The organism is Streptomyces sp. NPDC058579, assembly GCF_042718575.1.
Classification (GTDB): domain Bacteria; phylum Actinomycetota; class Actinomycetes; order Streptomycetales; family Streptomycetaceae; genus Streptomyces.
Window position 1 is genome coordinate 1 of the sequence record NZ_JBHXPI010000073.1, and the last position, 17,232, is coordinate 17,232.

General features: G+C 72.2%; 15 protein-coding genes. 3 read left to right on the top strand and 12 right to left on the bottom strand.

From position 1 onward, the window contains the following. Positions 1-170: 170 nt before the first annotated feature. From ACFWRO_RS36295 to ACFWRO_RS36310, 4 genes are all read right to left on the bottom strand, one after another. Complete coding sequence (locus ACFWRO_RS36295) at positions 171-569, bottom strand: zinc ribbon domain-containing protein (RefSeq protein ID WP_384518721.1); 399 nt, start codon at positions 567-569, stop codon at positions 171-173. 131 nt (positions 570-700) lie between these two features. Continuing rightward, on the bottom strand, positions 701-1,417 hold the full coding sequence (locus ACFWRO_RS36300) for a TetR family transcriptional regulator (protein WP_384518724.1): 717 nt from the start codon (positions 1,415-1,417) through the stop codon (positions 701-703). A 90-nt stretch (positions 1,418-1,507) separates the two neighbouring features. After that, positions 1,508-2,269 carry an SDR family NAD(P)-dependent oxidoreductase gene (locus ACFWRO_RS36305; RefSeq protein ID WP_384518727.1) on the bottom strand — a complete coding sequence of 254 codons (762 nt, stop codon included), beginning with the start codon at positions 2,267-2,269 and terminating at the stop codon, positions 1,508-1,510. A gap of 61 nt (positions 2,270-2,330) precedes the next feature. Next, entirely contained in the window at positions 2,331-3,485 is a 1,155-nt protein-coding gene (locus ACFWRO_RS36310) for an acyl-CoA dehydrogenase family protein (RefSeq protein ID WP_384518730.1), read from the bottom strand. Positions 3,486-3,616: 131 nt separating this feature from the next. Between ACFWRO_RS36310 and ACFWRO_RS36315 the strand changes: the two genes are divergently transcribed. Next, positions 3,617-4,222 carry a TetR/AcrR family transcriptional regulator gene (locus ACFWRO_RS36315; protein ID WP_384518732.1) on the top strand — a complete coding sequence of 202 codons (606 nt, stop codon included), beginning with the start codon at positions 3,617-3,619 and terminating at the stop codon, positions 4,220-4,222. A 42-nt stretch (positions 4,223-4,264) separates the two neighbouring features. Here the strand turns inward: ACFWRO_RS36315 and ACFWRO_RS36320 are convergent, their stop codons facing one another. From ACFWRO_RS36320 to ACFWRO_RS36350, 7 genes are all read right to left on the bottom strand, one after another. Continuing rightward, the gene (locus ACFWRO_RS36320; protein ID WP_384518735.1) at positions 4,265-5,482 is read right to left on the bottom strand and encodes a GNAT family N-acetyltransferase; all 1,218 of its coding nucleotides are present in this window, start codon (positions 5,480-5,482) and stop codon (positions 4,265-4,267) included. Positions 5,483-5,517: 35 nt separating this feature from the next. Next, entirely contained in the window at positions 5,518-6,786 is a 1,269-nt protein-coding gene (locus ACFWRO_RS36325) for a glycoside hydrolase family 6 protein (RefSeq protein WP_384518738.1), read from the bottom strand. 104 nt (positions 6,787-6,890) lie between these two features. Beyond that, entirely contained in the window at positions 6,891-8,027 is a 1,137-nt protein-coding gene (locus ACFWRO_RS36330) for an XdhC family protein (RefSeq protein WP_384518741.1), read from the bottom strand. Between the two features lie 43 nt (positions 8,028-8,070). Continuing rightward, the gene (locus ACFWRO_RS36335; RefSeq protein WP_384518744.1) at positions 8,071-9,546 is read right to left on the bottom strand and encodes an NCS2 family permease; all 1,476 of its coding nucleotides are present in this window, start codon (positions 9,544-9,546) and stop codon (positions 8,071-8,073) included. A gap of 294 nt (positions 9,547-9,840) precedes the next feature. Beyond that, a complete protein-coding gene (gene pucD / locus ACFWRO_RS36340; RefSeq protein WP_384518747.1) occupies positions 9,841-12,243 on the bottom strand; it encodes a xanthine dehydrogenase subunit D in 2,403 nt (800 codons plus the stop codon). 2 nt (positions 12,244-12,245) lie between these two features. Continuing rightward, complete coding sequence (locus tag ACFWRO_RS36345) at positions 12,246-12,839, bottom strand: (2Fe-2S)-binding protein (RefSeq protein WP_384518749.1); 594 nt, start codon at positions 12,837-12,839, stop codon at positions 12,246-12,248. 2 nt (positions 12,840-12,841) lie between these two features. Further along, on the bottom strand, positions 12,842-13,732 hold the full coding sequence (locus tag ACFWRO_RS36350) for an FAD binding domain-containing protein (RefSeq protein ID WP_384518752.1): 891 nt from the start codon (positions 13,730-13,732) through the stop codon (positions 12,842-12,844). A 386-nt stretch (positions 13,733-14,118) separates the two neighbouring features. On the opposite strand from ACFWRO_RS36350, the gene ACFWRO_RS36355 reads away from it, so the two are divergent. After that, positions 14,119-15,810 carry a PucR family transcriptional regulator gene (locus ACFWRO_RS36355; RefSeq protein WP_384518755.1) on the top strand — a complete coding sequence of 564 codons (1,692 nt, stop codon included), beginning with the start codon at positions 14,119-14,121 and terminating at the stop codon, positions 15,808-15,810. A gap of 16 nt (positions 15,811-15,826) precedes the next feature. Here the strand turns inward: ACFWRO_RS36355 and ACFWRO_RS36360 are convergent, their stop codons facing one another. Next, positions 15,827-16,111 carry a hypothetical protein gene (locus ACFWRO_RS36360; RefSeq protein WP_384518758.1) on the bottom strand — a complete coding sequence of 95 codons (285 nt, stop codon included), beginning with the start codon at positions 16,109-16,111 and terminating at the stop codon, positions 15,827-15,829. Between the two features lie 212 nt (positions 16,112-16,323). Here ACFWRO_RS36360 and ACFWRO_RS36365 point away from each other — a divergent pair, with 212 nt between their 5' ends. Further along, entirely contained in the window at positions 16,324-17,112 is a 789-nt protein-coding gene (locus ACFWRO_RS36365) for a hypothetical protein (RefSeq protein ID WP_384518760.1), read from the top strand. Positions 17,113-17,232: the final 120 nt, after the last annotated feature.

Below are 17,232 nucleotides of genomic sequence, written 5' to 3' on the forward strand. Positions count from 1 at the left end.
GCGGGGGCGCCGCCCTATGCTAGGTCCGCCCGCTGCTGACCCCCGATAACGCCCCCCCCACGGCCACCTGGGCCAGACCCCCCCCTAAAGGACGCGGCCGGGTGGCACTCTGTGCCACCGGGCCGCTTTTCTGTGCGCGGGTGTGCGCGGTGTACGCGGGTGTGCGCGGTTCAGATCCAGCCGTCCAGGGCGACCTCCTCGCAGAGCCGGACGACCGGCTCGTGCCCCGCGACCGGGGTCAGGGCGGAGAGTCTGACGCGGACGCCGGGGCGTACCGCGTGCGGCGGCCCGTCGACCCGGCACCGGACGACGAAGCCCTCCGTCATGTGGACCGGCCACAGGTCGTTGTCGGCGGCGGCGACCCCGCGGCGTACGGAGATCACGCCCTCGCCCTCGCTGCGTTCGGGCGCGAGGTCGGTCGACCCGCAGGTCGGACAGAGCAGGCGCTGGAAGGTCGTGGTCTGGCACCAGCGGCAGAGCTGGTAGTAGAGCTCGGCGTCGTCGGCCGACTCCTCGGCCCGGACGGCGGCGCTCCCGCTCCTCGATGCTACGGACCCGGTGTGGAACACGATGCGTTCTCCTTGCACTCGGCGGCTCGACCGTGCATGGAGCAAAGATATGGCACTGAGTGCCATCAAATAAAGACCTCAGTTCCCTCAATTGAAGATACTGAGATCCCCCTGAGATCCCTTCGAAACCCTCAGCCCTCGCCGAGGCTCGACTCCACCTCGCGCACCACGCGCCACATGGGCGTGGACCGCTTGGTGATCACCACCACGACGTCCTCGGCGTCCTCGCCCGGGCCGCCGGCTCCGCCCTCGCCCTGCTCGCCGCTCCAGGTGGCGCGGACGAGGTCCAGGGCCCGGTCCACCTCGGCCAGCGGATCGCCCTCGCCGCCGGAGCGCAGCCAGTGGCGCAGGGCGTGGTTGTGGGCGGCGACGACGGAGGCGGCGACCACGTTGGCCCGCAGGGTGCCGTCGCGCCGGTCGGCCCAGCGGGTGCGCAGATAGTCGCCGAGCGTCTTCTCGTACCGCCAGACGACCGAGAGTTCGTAGGTCCGCAGGCCCGTCACCTCGCGGGTGAGGCGGTAGCGCTGGACGGAGAAGGTGGGGTTCTCGGCGTACATCCGCATGACCAGGCGGGTGGCGTCGCAGATCCTGACCAGCGGGTCGTCGGTGTCGGCGCTCGCGGCGAGGAACTCGGTCATGTCGGCGAGGCTCTGCTCGTGGTCGGGGAAGACCACGTCCTCCTTCGACGGGAAGTACCGGAAGAAGGACCGCCGGCCGACCCCGGCGAGGGTGACGATGTCGTCGACGGTGGTCTGCTCGTAGCCGCGCTCCAGGAAGAGCTGGAAGGCCGCGGCGATGAGGGAGTCCCGCATCGCGGGCTTCGTGGAGTTCGTCGAGGCTGTTCCCATGGCCCGAACCTAACATCCGCGGCCCACGCCGACGGCACTTGGTGCCAGCCAAATCCGGCACCAAGTGCTCTCGGCAGTTCTACGGGAGGGTCAGCGAGCCGCCATCCGCAGGGCGCCGTCCATCCGGATGGTCTCGCCGTTGAGGTAGTCGTGCTCGGCGACCATCGTCACGAGCCGGGCGTACTCGTCGGGGCGGGCGAGCCGCTGCGGGAAGGTGACGTTCGCGGCGAGCCCGGCGCGGATCTCCTCGCTGAATCCGGCCATCATCGGGGTGTCGACGATGCCGGGCGCGATGGTGACGACCCGGATGCCGAACTGGGCGAGGTCGCGGGCGGCGGTGACGGTCATCCCGGCGACGCCCGCCTTGGAGGCGGCGTACGCGATCTGGCCGACCTGGCCCTCGAAGGCGGCGATCGAGGCGGTGTTGACGACGAGCCCGCGCTGACCGTGCTCGTCCGGCTCCTGGCGTGCGATGACCTCGGCGGCAAGGCGCATCACGTTGAACGTGCCGAGCAGGTTGACGTTCAGGACCGCACGGAACAGGTCGAGGTCGTGCGGGCCCTTGCGGCCGAGGACGCGGGCGGAGGGGGCGATGCCCGCGCAGTTGACGGCGAGCCGCAGCTCCGCGCCGTCGGCCTCGATCCGCGCGAGCGCCTCGCGGACCGGCCCCTCCTCGGTGACGTCGGCCGCGAGCAGCGTGACGCCGTCGGGCAGGGGACCGGCCGCCGCGACGGCCTTGTCCAGGTCCAGGCCGTAGACGGTGGCGCCGCGGGCGGCGAGCGCGGCGGCGGTGGCGGCGCCGAGACCGGAAGCGGCGCCGGTGACGAGCGCGGCGGAGCCGGCGATGTCCATGGAACTCCTCGAAACGTCAGCGAAAGCGGCGGTGGCGGTGCGTGTCAGCGGGGGCGGTGGGTCAGCGGGCGAGCCCGCGGCTGATGACCAGCCGCTGGATCTGGTTCGTGCCCTCGAAGATCTGCATGATCTTGGCCTCGCGCATGTAGCGCTCGACCGGGAAGTCGCGGGTGTATCCGTACCCGCCGAGGACCTGGACGGCGTCCGTGGTCACCTTCATGGCCGCGTCCGTGGCGGTCAGCTTGGCCACGCTGGCCTGGCGGCTGAACGGGCGGCCGAGGTCGCGGCGGCGGGCCGCGTCGAGGTACGTGGCGCGGGCGGAGTCGACGGCGGCGGCCATGTCCGCGAGCAGGAAGCCGAGCCCCTGGTGGTCGACGATCTTCCGGCCGAAGGTGGAGCGCTCGTTGGCGTAGTCGACGGCGGCGTCGAGCGCGGCCTGGGCGAGGCCCGTGGCGCAGGCGGCGATGCCGAGGCGGCCGGAGTCGAGCGCGCTGAAGGCGATCTGGAGCCCCTGGCCCTCGTCACCGATGAGCCGGTCGGCGTCGAGGAGCGCGCCGTCCCAGTGGGCGGAGGTGGTGGGGACGGCCTGGAGGCCCATCTTCCGCTCGGGCAGTCCGAAGGTGAGGCCCTCGGTCGCGCCGGGGGCGAGGAAGCAGGAGATGCCGTGGCTGCCGGGCGCTGTGCGGGCGAAGAGGGCGTAGAAGCCGGCCTTGCCGCCGTGGGTGATCCACGCCTTGTTGCCGGTGACGCGGTACGCGGCGCCGTTCGGGCCGTCGTCCACGCGCTCGGCCTTGCAGGAGAGGGCGGCCGCGTCGGAGCCCGCCTGGGGCTCGGAGAGGCTGTAGCCGCCGATGGTCTCGCCGGCGAGCATCGCGGGGAGCCAGCGCTCCTTCTGCTCGGCGGTGCCGAAGGAGTGCAGGGGGTGGCAGGCGAGGGTGTGGACGCTGGTGGCGACCGCGACGGCCGCCCAGCGCGCCGCCAGCTCCTCCAGGACCTGGAGGTACACCTCGTACGGCTGGCCTCCGCCGCCGAACTCCTCGGGGTAGGCGAGGCCGAGCAGTCCGGCCCGGCCGAGCGTGGTGAACAGGCCTTCGGGGTACGTCTCGGCGGCCTCGTGCTCGTCCACGCGGGAAGAGAGCTCCTTGTCGGCGATCTCCCGCGTCAGGGCGATGAGGTCCGCTGCCTCGGGGGTGGGAAGCAGGCGGTCGACATCCATGGCGACTCCAGTGACACTCGGCCACCCGCACCGGCGTAACGGTACTGCGGGCGGTACGGCAGTACCGCTTAGCGTAGCGCAGAAGGGTTCCGCCGTAACCCCCCGAAGGGGTCGGCCTGCATACTGTTCGGGTGATCGACACTTCCGCCGCCGGCGCTCCCAAGCTGACGGGCCGCGGCGCGGCCCGCCGGTCCGCCCTGTTCGAGGAGCTGGTGGCCCTGCTGGTCGGCGAGGGCTTCGCCCGGCTGACCCTGGACGATCTCGCGGCCCGGCTGCGCTGCTCCAAGCGCACGCTCTACGGCCTGGCGGACAGCAAGGAGCAGCTCGTCCGGGCCGCCGTGGTCCACTTCTTCCGGCGCGCGACGACCCGGGTCGAGGCGGTCCTCGCGGCGGAGCAGGACCCGGCCGAGCGACTGGCCGCCTATCTGCGCGCGGTCGCGGCCGAACTGGCCCCGGTCTCCCCACAGTTCTTCGACGACGTGGCCGCCTTCGAACCGGCCGCCGAGGTCTACGAGCGCAACACCCGCGCGGCGGCCGGGCGGGTGCAGCAGCTGATCGAGGAGGGCGTGCGCGCGGGAGTCTTCCGCGAGGTCCACGTCTCCTTCGCGGCCGACGTCATCGCCTCGGTCATGGTCCGCATCCAGCGCCGCCAGGTCGCCGCGGCGACCGGCCTCGCGGACGCGGAGGCGTACGGACACCTGGCGGAGCTCCTCCTCCACGGCCTGCGGAAGAGCTGAGGCGGGCCCGCGCGCCCACCTCCGTACGCCGGTACGAAAGCCCTAGAACTCGTCGCAGGTGTGCGGGAGTCGGGGTGTGCGCAGGGCCGCGTCGAGAGCGGTCGCCGCACCCGGCGTGTGTTCCTCGACCAGACCTGCGGCCACCAGGTCCGCGACCTGCGCGCCGCCGAGGTAGCAGGCGCCCAGGTCCCGTACGTCGAAGGACAGGTCGACCGGGTCGCCGGTCGGCTCGTACCGCACCCCGTCCTCCGGGCCCGAAGTGAGGCGGAAGCGGCCGGAGTTGGCGGGCAGGCGGCTGTCGTGGACCTCCAGGACGAGGTCGACGGGCGCGGCCCAGGTACGGGCCGTGAGCGCCGCGCGGACGTCGATCAGCCGCAGCCACAGCGCCGGGAACTGTCCGGTCACCCGCACCTGGTCGCGGTCGGCGGCGAAGAGCAGCAGGGGGTCGTCGAGCGGCCTGCCCCAGGCGCGGACGGTGCCGGTCAGGTCGATCGAGGCCAGGTAGCGCCAGAGGGCGGCGGCGACGGCCGGGGTGTCGGCCTCCACCTCGTCGACGCGGACCAGGCCCGGGGTGCGGGCGTCCTCGTTCTCGCCCTTGGTGCGGTAGACGGCGTAACCGGCGACGGGGTCGCCGAGCGCGACGGCCCGGGCCGGTGACAGCTCGTCGTCCTCCTCGTCCTCGTCGCGCAGCCACTCGCCGGTCCAGCGCAGTTCGTCCCGGGCGTTCCGGCCCGCGCGCAGCGCGCGCGTGGACTCGAAGTAGGGGCCGACGACATCGGGCGCGTCCGCCGGGTCGAGCAGCCGCAGCGGACGCTCGTCGGGGTCGATCCGCAGGGCGAGGGGCCGCCGGGAGTCGATCTCGACGGTCACGCCCTGGGTGGCGACACCGAACCCGAACCGGCCGTAGATGGCGTCCTCCGACGCCCAGAGCGAGGCGAGCGGCGCGCCCCGCTCGGCGTACCGCCGGAACGCCTCCGCGATCAGCGCGGAGAGCACACCGCGCCGCCGGTGGGTGGGGGCGACGGAGACGAGCGTAAGGCCGGGACAGGTCAGGTCGCCGCCGGGTACGGAGACGGTGAAGGGGAACGCCGCGACGAATCCGACGAGTTGGTCCCCCTCGTACGCGCCGATCCGGTCGCAGGGGCGCAGCATGTCGCGGTGGTGCTTGCGCTCCTCCTCCTCGGGACGGTCGTGGAAGACGAGGTAGGAGAGGTCGAGAGCACGGTCGATATGGGCTTCGGGTACGTCACGAATATCCATGATCCGGACCCTAACCGGCGTCCGGGACGGGTACGTCACGAATATTCCCGGCCACGCGCCTGTCCGGAAACCTCGCCGGCCAGGATGGGCGGATCGGCGAGCCGTACCAGTTCCAGCGCCTGGGCCGGGAACCAGTCGCCGGCCTTCGGGTCGACCGTCCCGCGCTCGGGGTCCTCGGGGCCGGCGGTCCCGCGCAGACACTGGCCGTCGGACTCGCCGGGGATCTTGATCCAGAGCTTTGCGTCGTGGAGCGGGTCGCCGGTCACGGCCGTGGGCCGGGGGCCGAGTCCGCGCCCGGGCGGGTTGCACCACTCCTGCGGGTCGGCGTGGACGCCGGGCTTCGCGGTCCAGGGGCCACGGCCCGCGCGGCTGGTGTCGGTGACGAAGTGCGCGCGGTCGGCGGCCGGTCCGACGGCGTGGGTGGTCAGCCAGGTGCGGGCCTCGGCCTGCTTCCAGCTCCGGTCGGGGCAGTCGTGGGGGTCGCCGGCCCGGGCGACGTGGGCGAGGCAGCCGGAGACGAGGGTGCCGTACCAGGCGCTGTCGGCGTCGGAGTGGTAGTGGGAGGTGTTGACGGTGAAGCCGGTGGCCCGGTCGACCCCGGCCTTGACGAGCCGGGGCACGACGGTCTCGACGGCGTGCCAGCCGGGGTTCCCTGCGTCGAGGTAGACCGCGGTCCCGGCGAGCGGTTCGAGGACGTCGACCGCGTGCCGTACGGCGGCGTAGCGGGCGGCGGTCCGGGTCCCCCCGCTGTCGTCCTGGCCGCAGTCGGAGGGCAGCAGGGCGAGGGAGTCGGGTTCGAGGACGACGAGCGCGCGGTGGGCGCCGATGCCCCGCGCGACGGCGTCGGTCCAGTCCGTGTACGCGGCGTCGGTGCCGGCGCCACCGGCGGAGTACTGGGAGCAGTCGCGGCCGGGGGCGTTGTAGAGCACGAGGACGGGCACGGTGCCCTCCCGCGCGGCGGCCTCCACGATGGCGCGGGCGGTGAGCTCCACCTCGGCGGGGGTGCTGTCGCCGAGCCAGACGGCGTGCGGGGCGCGGACCATGGCGAGGAGTCCGGCGGCGGTACGGGCGTCCCCGCTCTCCTTGAGGTCGCTGTACTGGGCGAGGGCGGCCGGGTTGGCGGCGGGGGCGTGGAAGCGGACCGGATCGCCGTCGCGTTCCGGCGGGGCGCCAGGCGTTGGGACGCCGGGCGCCGCCGCGCCGTCGGCCGCCACCGGCAGCAGGACGGCGGTGAGGAGGGCGAGGGCCGTGGCGGCGAGGGCCAGGATCCGCGTGGACGGGACTGCGGTGGAGCGGTGGCGCATGGGAGACGTCCTCTCGGCGCGCTCCGTCAGCGGGAGCGCTGCCGCGAGCGTCGCCCCACCGCTCCGTGATCGTCAAGGACGCCAAGGACCGGCGTGGCGGCCCGTCAGGCGACGGAACCTATCCGTCCGTCGGGCGCGCGCGGGCCGTCGTGGTGGATCGGGGTGTGCGCGCCGGTGAGCGACACGCCGGTGCCGCCGCGGCGGTTGGCGACGATCTCGGCCGCTATCGAGAGGGCCGTCTCCTCCGGCGTACGGGCGCCCAGGTCGAGCCCTATCGGGGAGCGCAGCCGGGCGAGTTCGAGCTCGGTGACGCCGACCTCGCGCAGCCGCTTGTTGCGGTCCTCGTGGGTGCGGCGGGAGCCCATCGCGCCGACGTAGGCGACGGGAAGCTTCAGGGCCGCTTCGAGGAGCGGGACGTCGAACTTGGCGTCGTGGGTGAGGACGCACAGCACGGTACGGGAGTCGACCTCGGTGGACTCCAGGTAGCGGTGCGGCCAGTCGACGACGATCTCGTCGGCCTCGGGGAAGCGGGCCGGGGTCGCGAAGACGGGCCGGGCGTCGCACACGGTGACGTGGTAGCCGAGGAACTTGCCGACCCTGACGAGCGCGGAGGCGAAGTCGATGGCGCCGAAGACGATCATGCGCGGGGCGGGGACGGAGGACTCGACCAGGAGGGTGATCGGCTGCCCGCAGCGGCTGCCGTCCTCGCCGATCTCGACGGTGCCGGTGCGGCCCGCGTCCAGCATGGCGAGGGCCTCGCCGGCCGCGGTGCGGTCGAGCGCCGGGTGGCCGCCGAGGGAGCCTTCGTACGATCCGTCGGGACGGACCAGGAGGGCCCGTCCCATCAGGTCCGCGGGTCCGTCGACGATCCTGGCGAGGGCCGCCGCCTCTCCCGAGACGGCGGCGGCCAGGGCGGCGGGGTAGACCTCGCCGCGGACCGGGGTGACGAGGATGTCGATGATGCCGCCGCAGGTCAGACCCACGGCGAAGGCGTCCTCGTCGCTGTAGCCGAAGCGCTCGACGACGGTGGTGCCGTCCTCGAGGGCCTGTTGGCACAGTTCGTAGACCGCGCCCTCCACACACCCGCCGGAGACCGAGCCGATCGCCGTGCCGTCACTGTCGACGGCGAGCGCGGCGCCCGGCTGCCGGGGCGCGCTGCCGCCGACCGCCACGACCGTGGCGACGGCGAACTCGCGTCCCTGCTCGACCCACCGGTTCAGCTCTTCGGCGATGTCCAGCATCTCGAACTCCTCAGATGTGTGTGTGGAGGGCGGCGGTGCGGCGTCAGCCGACGCCGAGCCAGCTCTCGATCGGGTGGATCGCGAAGTACACGATGAAGATCGCGGTCAGGCCCCACATGAAGCCACCGACCTCGCGCGCCTTGCCCTGCGCCACCTTGATGACGGCGAAGGAGATGACACCGGCCGCGACACCCGTGGTGATGGTGTACGTGAACGGCATCAGGACCACGGTGAGGAACACCGGGATCGCCACGGAGCGGTCGCTCCAGTCGACGTGCTTGGCGTTCTGCATCATCATCGCGCCGATGACGACCAGGGCCGCGGAGGCGACCTCGGCGGGCACGATCGCGGTGAGCGGGGTGAAGAAGAGACAGGCCGCGAAGAAGGCGCCGGTGACGACGGAGGAGAGACCCGTACGGGCACCCTCGCCGACGCCGGTGGCCGATTCGACGAAGACGGTCTGGCCGGAGCCGCCGACACCGCCACCGATGACACCGCCGGCGCCGTCGATGAACAGGGCCTTGGAGAGGCCGGGCATACGGCCCTTGTCGTCCGCGAGCTTGGCCTCGGAGCCGACGCCGATGATCGTGGCCATGGCGTCGAAGAAGCCGGCCAGGACCAGGGTGAAGACGATCATGGTGACCGTGATGTAGCCGACGTCGCCCCACCCGCTGAAGGACACTTGTCCGATGAGCGAGAAGTCCGGTGTGGAGACGGCACTGCCCTTGAGTTCCGGAGCGCCGGAGAACCAGGCGCCCGCGCCCTTCGCCGGGATGTCGGCGACAGCGTTGACGATCAGGGCTATGACGGTGCCGGCGATGATGCCGATCAGGATGGCGCCGGGGATGTTGCGCGCCTGAAGGGCGAAGATCAGAAGCAGGGTGACCGCGAAGATCAGGACGGGCCAGCCCTGGAGCTCACCGAGCGGGCCGAGGGTGACCGGGCCGCCGCCGGGAGAAGGGTTCTCGTGGACGAAGCCGGCCTTGACGAAGCCGATGATGGCGATGAAGAGGCCGATACCGATCGTGATCGCGTGCTTGATGGCAAGCGGGATCGCGTTCATGATCATCTCACGGAGGCCGGTGACCACCAGGAGGCAGATCACCGCGCCGTAGGCCACACACATGGCCATGGCCTGGGGCCAGGTCATCACGGAGATGACCTGCGAGGAGAGCACACCGGAGACGCTGAGCCCCGCCGCGAGGGCGAGTGGGACCTTGCCCCAGAAGCCCATCAGCAGGGTGGTCGCCGCGGCGGCCAGGGCGGTCGCCGTGATGAGGGCGGGCTGGCTGAGGACGTTGCCGTCCACATCCTTGCCGCCGAGGATCAGAGGGTTGAGCAGGAGAATGTACGCCATCGCCATGAAGGTGGTGACGCCGCCGCGGATCTCCGTCGCGACGGTGGATCCTCTCTCCGAGATGTGAAAGTACCGGTCGAGCCAAGAGCGGCCGGCGGGGACGTTCGAGCCGGAGCCCGCGTCCTCCGAGGCGGTCTTGGGCTCCACTGACGACTGGGTCATGGGGCCTACTCCCAAGGTTCAAAGGGGCACCCGCATAAGACTTTCCGAAGGTCAGAGAAGCTGCGGGATTTGGGATGGTGCGTTGGCTGCACGACCCGGGGGACGGCCCGAGACGAACTGGGTGGATCAGGTCGATCTGGTGTTGCTCGGTACTGCTGGTGGTGCTGGGTACTACGGGTGTTGCTGGTACTGCGGGTGTTGCTGGTACTGCTGGGTCCCACGTGGTGGGTTGCTCCGGGCGGTGCGGGCTGGGAAGTGTGACGTTCCTGGGAGGCGCGCACCGCCCGGAGTGACCTAGAGGGTGCCGGTGAGCGCTTCGGGGCGGACCGGCGTCTTGTTGAGCTCCAGGCCCGTCGCGTTCCGGATCGCCGCGAGGACGGCCGGGGTGGACGACAGGGTCGGGGCCTCGCCGAGTCCCCGCAGGCCGTACGGCGCCTTGGGGTCGGCCAGTTCGAGTACGTCGACCGGGATGGTCGGCGTGTCGAGGATCGTCGGGATCAGGTAGTCCGTGAAGGAGGGGTTGCGCACCTTCGCGGTCTTCGGGTCCACGATGATCTCTTCCATCACCGCGACGCCCAGGCCCTGGGTGGTACCACCCTGGATCTGGCCGACGACGGAGAGCATGTTGAGCGCCTTGCCCACGTCCTGGGCGGTCGCGAGCTCGATGACCTTCACGAGGCCGAGCTCGGTGTCCACCTCCACCACCGCGCGGTGCGCGGCGAAGGTGTACTGGACGTGGCCGTCGCCCTGGCCGGTGACCAGGTCGAACGGGACGGTCGGGCGGTGCCGGAACTCGTGCTCCTGGTCCACGGCCTCGTCCTCCAGGACGTCGGCCAGGTCCGCGAGGACCTCGCCGCCGTCGGTGACGACCTTGCCGTTCTCCAGGAGCAGTTCGGCGGTGGCCCACGCCGGGTGGTACGAGCCGAACTTGCGGCGGCCGATCTCCAGGACGGCCTCGCGCACCTGCTCGCAGGTGTTCTTCACCGCGCCACCGGTCATGTACGTCTGCCGGGAGGCGGACGTCGAGCCGGCGGAGCCGACCTGGGTGTCGGCCGGGTGGATGGTCACCTGGGTGACACCCAGCTCCGTACGGGCGATCTGGGCGTGGACGGTGACACCGCCCTGGCCGACCTCCGCCATGGCCGTGTGGACCATCGCGACGGGCTCGCCGTTGATGACCTCCAGGCGCACGCGGGCGGTGGAGTAGTCGTCGAAGCCCTCGGAGAAGCCGACGTTCTTGATGCCGACGGCGTAGCCGACTCCGCGGACGACACCCTCGCCGTGCGTGGTGTTCGACAGACCGCCCGGGAGCGCGCGGACGTCCGCCTGCTCACCGGCGGCGAGCCACTGCTGCTCCGGCGGGAGCGGGCGGGCCTTGACCCGGCGCAGCAGCTCGGCGACCGGGGCCGGGGAGTCCACGACCTGGCCGGTCGGCATGATCGTGCCCTGCTCCATGGCGTTCAGCCGGCGGAACTCCACCGGGTCCATGCCGAGCTTGGCCGCGACCTTGTCCATCTGCGCCTCGTACGCGAAGCACGCCTGGACCGCGCCGAAGCCGCGCATGGCGCCGCAGGGCGGGTTGTTGGTGTAGAGCGCGACGGCCTCGATCTCGACGTCGTCGACCACGTACGGACCGGCGCCGAGCGAGGAGGCGTTGCCGACGACGGCCGGGGAGGCCGAGGCGTAGGCGCCGCCGTCGAGGACGATCCGGGCCTTGAGGTGCGTGAGCTTGCCGTCCTTGGTGGCGCCGTGCTCGTAGTGCAGCTTCGCCGGGTGGCGGTGCACGTGGCCGAAGAAGGACTCGAAGCGGTTGTAGACGATCTTGACCGGCTTGCCGGTGCGGAGCGCCAGGAGGCAGGCGTGGATCTGCATCGACAGGTCCTCGCGGCCACCGAAGGCACCGCCGACGCCGGAGAGCGTCATCCGGACCTTCTCCTCGGGCAGGCCGAGGACCGGGGCGATCTGCTTGAGGTCCGAGTGCAGCCACTGGGTGGCGACGTACAGGTCGACACCGCCGTCCTCGGAGGGCACGGCCAGGCCGGACTCCGGGCCGAGGAAGGCCTGGTCCTGCATGCCGAAGACGTACTCGCCCTCGACGATGACGTCGGCGCGCTTGCGGGCCTCCTCCACGTTGCCGCGGATGATCGGCTGGCGGTGCACGATGTTCGGGTGCGGGACGTGACCGATGTGGTGGTCGTCGCGGCCCTCGTGGATCAGCGGCGCGTCGGGGGCGAGGGCGGAGGCCTCGTCGGTGACGACCGGCAGCTCCTTGTACTCGATCTTGACCTTGGCGGCCGCGCGGCGGGCGGTCTCCGGGTGGTCGGCGGCGATCAGGGCCACCGGCTCGCCGTGGTGGCGTACCCGGCCGTGCGCCAGGACGGGGGTGTCCTGGATCTCCAGGCCGTAGTTCTTCACCTCGGTCGGCAGGTCGTCGTACGTGAGCACGGCGTACACACCGGACATCGCGAGCGCCTCGGAGATGTCGATGGAGACGATCTCGGCGTGCGCGACGGTGGAGCGGAGCGTCTGGCCCCAGAGCATGTCCTCGTGCCACATGTCCGAGGAGTACGCGAACTCACCGGTGACCTTGAGGGTGCCGTCGGGGCGGAGGGTGGACTCGCCGATGCCGCCCTTGGTGTGCTTCTGGGTGACGTTGGTCGGCGTGCCCGCCGGAACGGTGCGCGTGTTCTGAGCCATGGTCAGACCGCCTCTCCCTGACGGGCGGCCGCCAGGCGGACCGCGTCGAGGATCTTCTCGTAGCCCGTGCAGCGGCAGAGGTTGCCGGACAGGGCCTCACGGATGTCCTGGTCGGACGGGTCGCTCTGGCGCTCAAGGAGCTCGTCGGCGGCGATCAGCAGACCCGGGGTGCAGAAGCCGCACTGGACGGCGCCGGCGTCGATGAACGCCTGCTGGATCGGGGAGAGTTCCACACCCTCACCGGTCTGCGAGTCGGCCGGCTTGGCCTGCCACTTCTTCGCGGAGTCGAGCGTGGTGCCGCAGCCGCCGGTGCCACAGGCACCGCCCGGGTGGGCGTCCTCGCGGTGCTGCGAGTAGTCGGCGAGACCCTCGACCGTGACGACCTCGCGGCCCTCGACCTGACCGGCGGCGACCAGGCAGGAACAGACCGGCACTCCGTCGAGGCGGACCGTGCAGGAGCCGCACTCGCCCTGCTCGCAGGCGTTCTTGGAGCCGGGGAGGCCCATCCGCTCACGCAGAACGTAGAGGAGGGACTCGCCCTCCCAGACGTCGTCGGCTTCCTGCGGACGGCCGTTGACCGTGAAATTGACGCGCATGGTTATGCAGCTCCCTCAAGCGTGCGGCCGGTGCCGCGGTACTGCTCCCAGGTCCAGCCGAGCTGACGGCGGGCCATGATGCCGACGGCGTGGCGGCGGTACTTGGCGGTGCCACGGACGTCGTCGATCGGGTTCGCGGCGCCCGAGCACAGGTCCGCGAACTGCTTGGCGATCGACGGGGTGATGATCTTGCCGCTCTCCCAGAAGCCGCCCTCCTCCAGAGCCGCGTTCAGGAAGGCCTCGGCCTCCTTGGCGCGGATCGGGGTCGGCGCGGCCGAACCGATGCCGGTGCGGACCGTGCGGGTCTCCGGGTGGAGCGCAAAGCCGAAGGCGCAGACGGCGATGACCATCGCGTTGCGCGTGCCGACCTTGGAGTACTGCTGGGGGCCGTCCGCCTTCTTGATGTGGACGGTCTTGATGAGCTCGTCGGGCTGCAGCGCGTTGCGCTTCACGCCCGTGTAGAACTCGTCGATCGGGATGAACCGGTTGCCACGGACCGACTCCACCTCGACCTCGGCGCCCGCGGCGAGCAGGGCCGGGTGCGCGTCTCCGGCGGGGGACGCGGTGCCGAGGTTGCCGCCGACGCCGCCGCGGTTGCGGATCTGCGGGGAGGCAACGGTGTGCGAGGCGAGCGCCAGGCCCGGCAGCTCGGCCCGCAGGTTCTCCATGATCTCGGTGTACGGAACGGAAGCGCCGAGGCGCACGTTCTCCTCGCCGACCTCCCACTCGCGCAGGAGCTCGATCCGGTTCAGGTCCAGGAGGTACTCGGGCCGCCGGTGGTCGAAGTTGATCTCGACCATGACGTCGGTACCACCCGCGATGGGCACGGCCGTGGGGTGCTCTGCCTTGGCGGCGAGCGCCTCCTCCCAGCTGGCGGGGCGAAGGAAGTCCATGGTGGCTCTCTTCTTGTGCTTCTAGTGATCGGGGGTCGGTCGGTCTGTACGGGCCCGGGGGGACGGCCGGCCCTCGACTTCAAAACCATGTTCACGTGCTGTTAACGCGATGTGTGGCCTAGTACACAAGCCTCGCCCGCTCGGGTGCAGTCACCGAAAACATGAAGGAGTTGGCTGGTGACCTTGTTCGTCTTGTAGATTCGAACGAACGGCGGTGCTCATTAACCTCGCCGTTTTCCCCTGGAAACCGTGGCACCAGGCCACCGGCGACAACGCGACAGTCTTCGGGACCGTCGGGACGTTCCGTCGCCCCCGGGGAGCACGACGGGCGAGAACCCCCGAGAGTGACTGACGAGTGACGGACGAGAAGGAACGGCGGCAACGAGATGCGGCTGCGCGCACTGCTGGAAACCGACGCGCTGGGGCTGCGCCTGCTCGGTGGTGAGGACGAGCTGGATCGCACCGTTCGCGGCGTGATGACCACGGACCTCAAGGACCCGAGCCGGTATCTCTCCGGCGGCGAACTGGTCCTCACCGGCCTCGCCTGGCTCCGGGAGCCCGAGGAGGCGGAGCCGTTCGTCCGGATCCTGGCGTCCGCCGGGGTGGCGGCCCTGGCCGCCGGCGAGGCGGAGCTCGGGGACATTCCCGATGATCTCGTACAGGCGTGTTCTCGCCATCGACTGCCGCTCTTCGCAGTGAACGAGACCGTTGCATTCGCGACGATCACCGAACACGTTGTTCGACAGGTGTCCGGCGAACGGGCGGGCGACCTGGCGGCCGTCGTCGACCGCCACCGACGCCTCATGACCTCCGGTCCTGCCGGCGGCGGGCCCGAGGTCGTCCTCGACCTCCTCGGCTCCGACCTGGACCTCCGGGCCTGGGTCCTCTCCCCCACGGGCCGCCAGATCGCCGGCGCGGGCGACCCCCTGGACGCCTCGCTCGCCGCGAAACTGGCCGGCGAGCACCTGGCGGCGACCCGGACCGGACGGCGCGGCCCACACCGCCTGAGCGCCGCCGGAACCACGTACTCCCTCTTCCCGATCCGCAACACGGGCCGTGGCGCGCCCCCCGCGGCCCGCGACGTACGGGAGACGGTGCTCTCCGACTGGCTGCTGGCCGTCGAGGCCGACGCGGGCGACTGGCCGGCCGCCCGGCTCGACCTGCTCCAGGGCGTGACGCAGCTGATCGCCGTCGAGCGGGACCGGCGGGACGCGGCGCGCACGGTACGGCGCCGGCTCGCGCAGGAGGTCCTGGAGCTGGTCCAGGTGGGCGCCGCGCCCGCCGAGATCGCCGCGCGTCTGCGGGTCGCCGCCCCGGTCCTGCTGCCCGGCCTGGGCACCGCCCCGCACTGGCAGGTCGTCGTCGCCCGCGTCGAATGGGACCCGGAGGGCAGCGCGGGCGCGGTGGAGACCGGCCCCGTCGCGCAGGCGCTCCTGGAGGAGATCCTCGTCGACCCGGCGACCGTGGGCGCCGAATCCGCCGACCGGATCGCGGTCGCGCACCACGGGGACGAGGCCATCGCCCTCGTCCCGCTCCCCGCGGGCCCGCTGCCCGACAGCGAGGACGAGGGCACGACGGCCCTCGGCCTGCACGCCGACGCCCTCCTCGCGGCGGTACGGGACCCCCTGTCGTCCGGTCTCGCCGACGACGGCCGCCTCACCCTCGGCGTCAGCGCGGCCGTCCACTCGGCGGAGGGCCTGCGCGGCGCCCTGGAGGAGGCCCGGCACGCCCGCCGCGTCGCGGCCGCCCGCCCGGGCCGCGTGTGCGCGGCGGGCCACCACGAGCTGGCCTCGCACGTCCTGCTGCTCCCGTTCGTGCCGGACGACGTCCGCCGCGCCTTCACGGCCCGCCTCCTGGACCCGCTGCGCGACTACGACCGCCGCCACCGCGCCGAGCTGATCCCCACCCTGGAGGCCTTCCTCGACTGCGACGGCTCCTGGACCCGCTGCGCGACCCGCCTGCACCTGCATGTGAACACCCTGCGCTACCGCGTGGGACGGATCGAGCAACTGACCGGCAGGGACCTGTCGCGTCTGGAGGACAAGCTCGACTTCTTCCTGGCGCTGCGGATGTCGTAGGGCGCGTGGCGGGCGGTCAGGCGGCGACGGCCGTCGCCGGGGCCTCCCGGGTCAGGAGGCTCCTGAAGGGGCCCTCGCGGGCCGTCAGCGCCTCCCATGGGCCCGATTCCGCGGGCCCATGGGCCCGCTCCGGCGCCGGGGCGGGCCCCCGGCCCTCCATGCGGCGCGCACGCGGGCGACCATGGAGGCCGAAGACCACCCGCCTGGCCCAGCGCGGCGGCGGAATCCGCGACGGGCGCCGGGCAGCCGAGGGCCAGGGCGCGTACCCGCCGTCACCCGAGGCGGTCACGGCGAGGTTCATCTCTTCGAGGGAATGGGCGCGGGCGGATCGGATCGGCCGCTGAGGGCGCCATTCCGGGGCTTGGACGCACGCGTCCGCATACCGGTCAAGGTCCTGCCTTTGTGAAATCTTTCACCTGACCCCTTGGCCAGCGCCGCGCGTTCGTGCTGAGATGCGGGCTGACCCAATAGCTCAATGGCGCGCTCGGGGAGGGCAATGTGGCGGACACCGCCATGTCTGGTTCCGGAACAACGGGTGGCGACGATCCGGCCCTTGGCTACGGCGGGGCGACCCCGGTGGAGACGGCCATATGGCGTCTGCGCTCGCGGGGTTGCTGGACCGACGCGGCAGCTCTGCTCGCCCCCCGCGCGGCGGAACCGGAGGCCGCGCTGGAGCGGGCGGCGCTCCTGATCGAGCGCTGTCTCTACACCGAACAGGGGTGGGCGGACGCGGAGGAGGCGCTGCGGGCGGCCGAGGCCGTGGCCCAGACGGACGAGGAACGGGGAGCGGCCGCGTGCGAACGCGGCTATCTCGCCTACGCGTCGACGCTGCTCGGGGTACGCGACCGGGCGGACGAGGCGACCGCGGCGCTCGGCCGGGCGGCGGCGCTGATCGCCCCGTCGGCGGAGGGGCGGCCGCTGCTCGACTACCGGCGCGGCCTGGTCGCCCAGAACATCGGCGACTCCCCGCAGGCGGCCCGCGCCGCCTACCGTCGCGCCCACGCGGGCGCGTCGGCCCAGGGCGACAGCCTGCTGCTCTCGTCGACATGGCGCCATCTCGCCGGACTCGCTCTGCGGGAGGGCGAGTTGGCGGAGGCGCGGCACGGCTTCGCCGAGTCCCTGCGGATCCGCGAGGAGCTCGGCTACCTCGTCGGTACGGCCCCGGCGCTCACCGCTCTCGCGGACACCGAGACGGAACCGGAGGCGGGCCGCCTCCGCGCGGAGGCGGGCCGCCTCTTCCGCCTCCTGGGCGGGGTCCCGACCTGGCTGGCGGCCCAACTGACGCCCAGGCCCGCGATCTGACGCACAGTCACGAGTCGCGCGGTTGGCGGGGGCAACACCGCGCCCGGGCGGGGCCCGACCCCCCGATCACCGCCCGAGGGCCCCCGCGGCGTGGGCGGAACCCACCCGGGCCGCGTGACA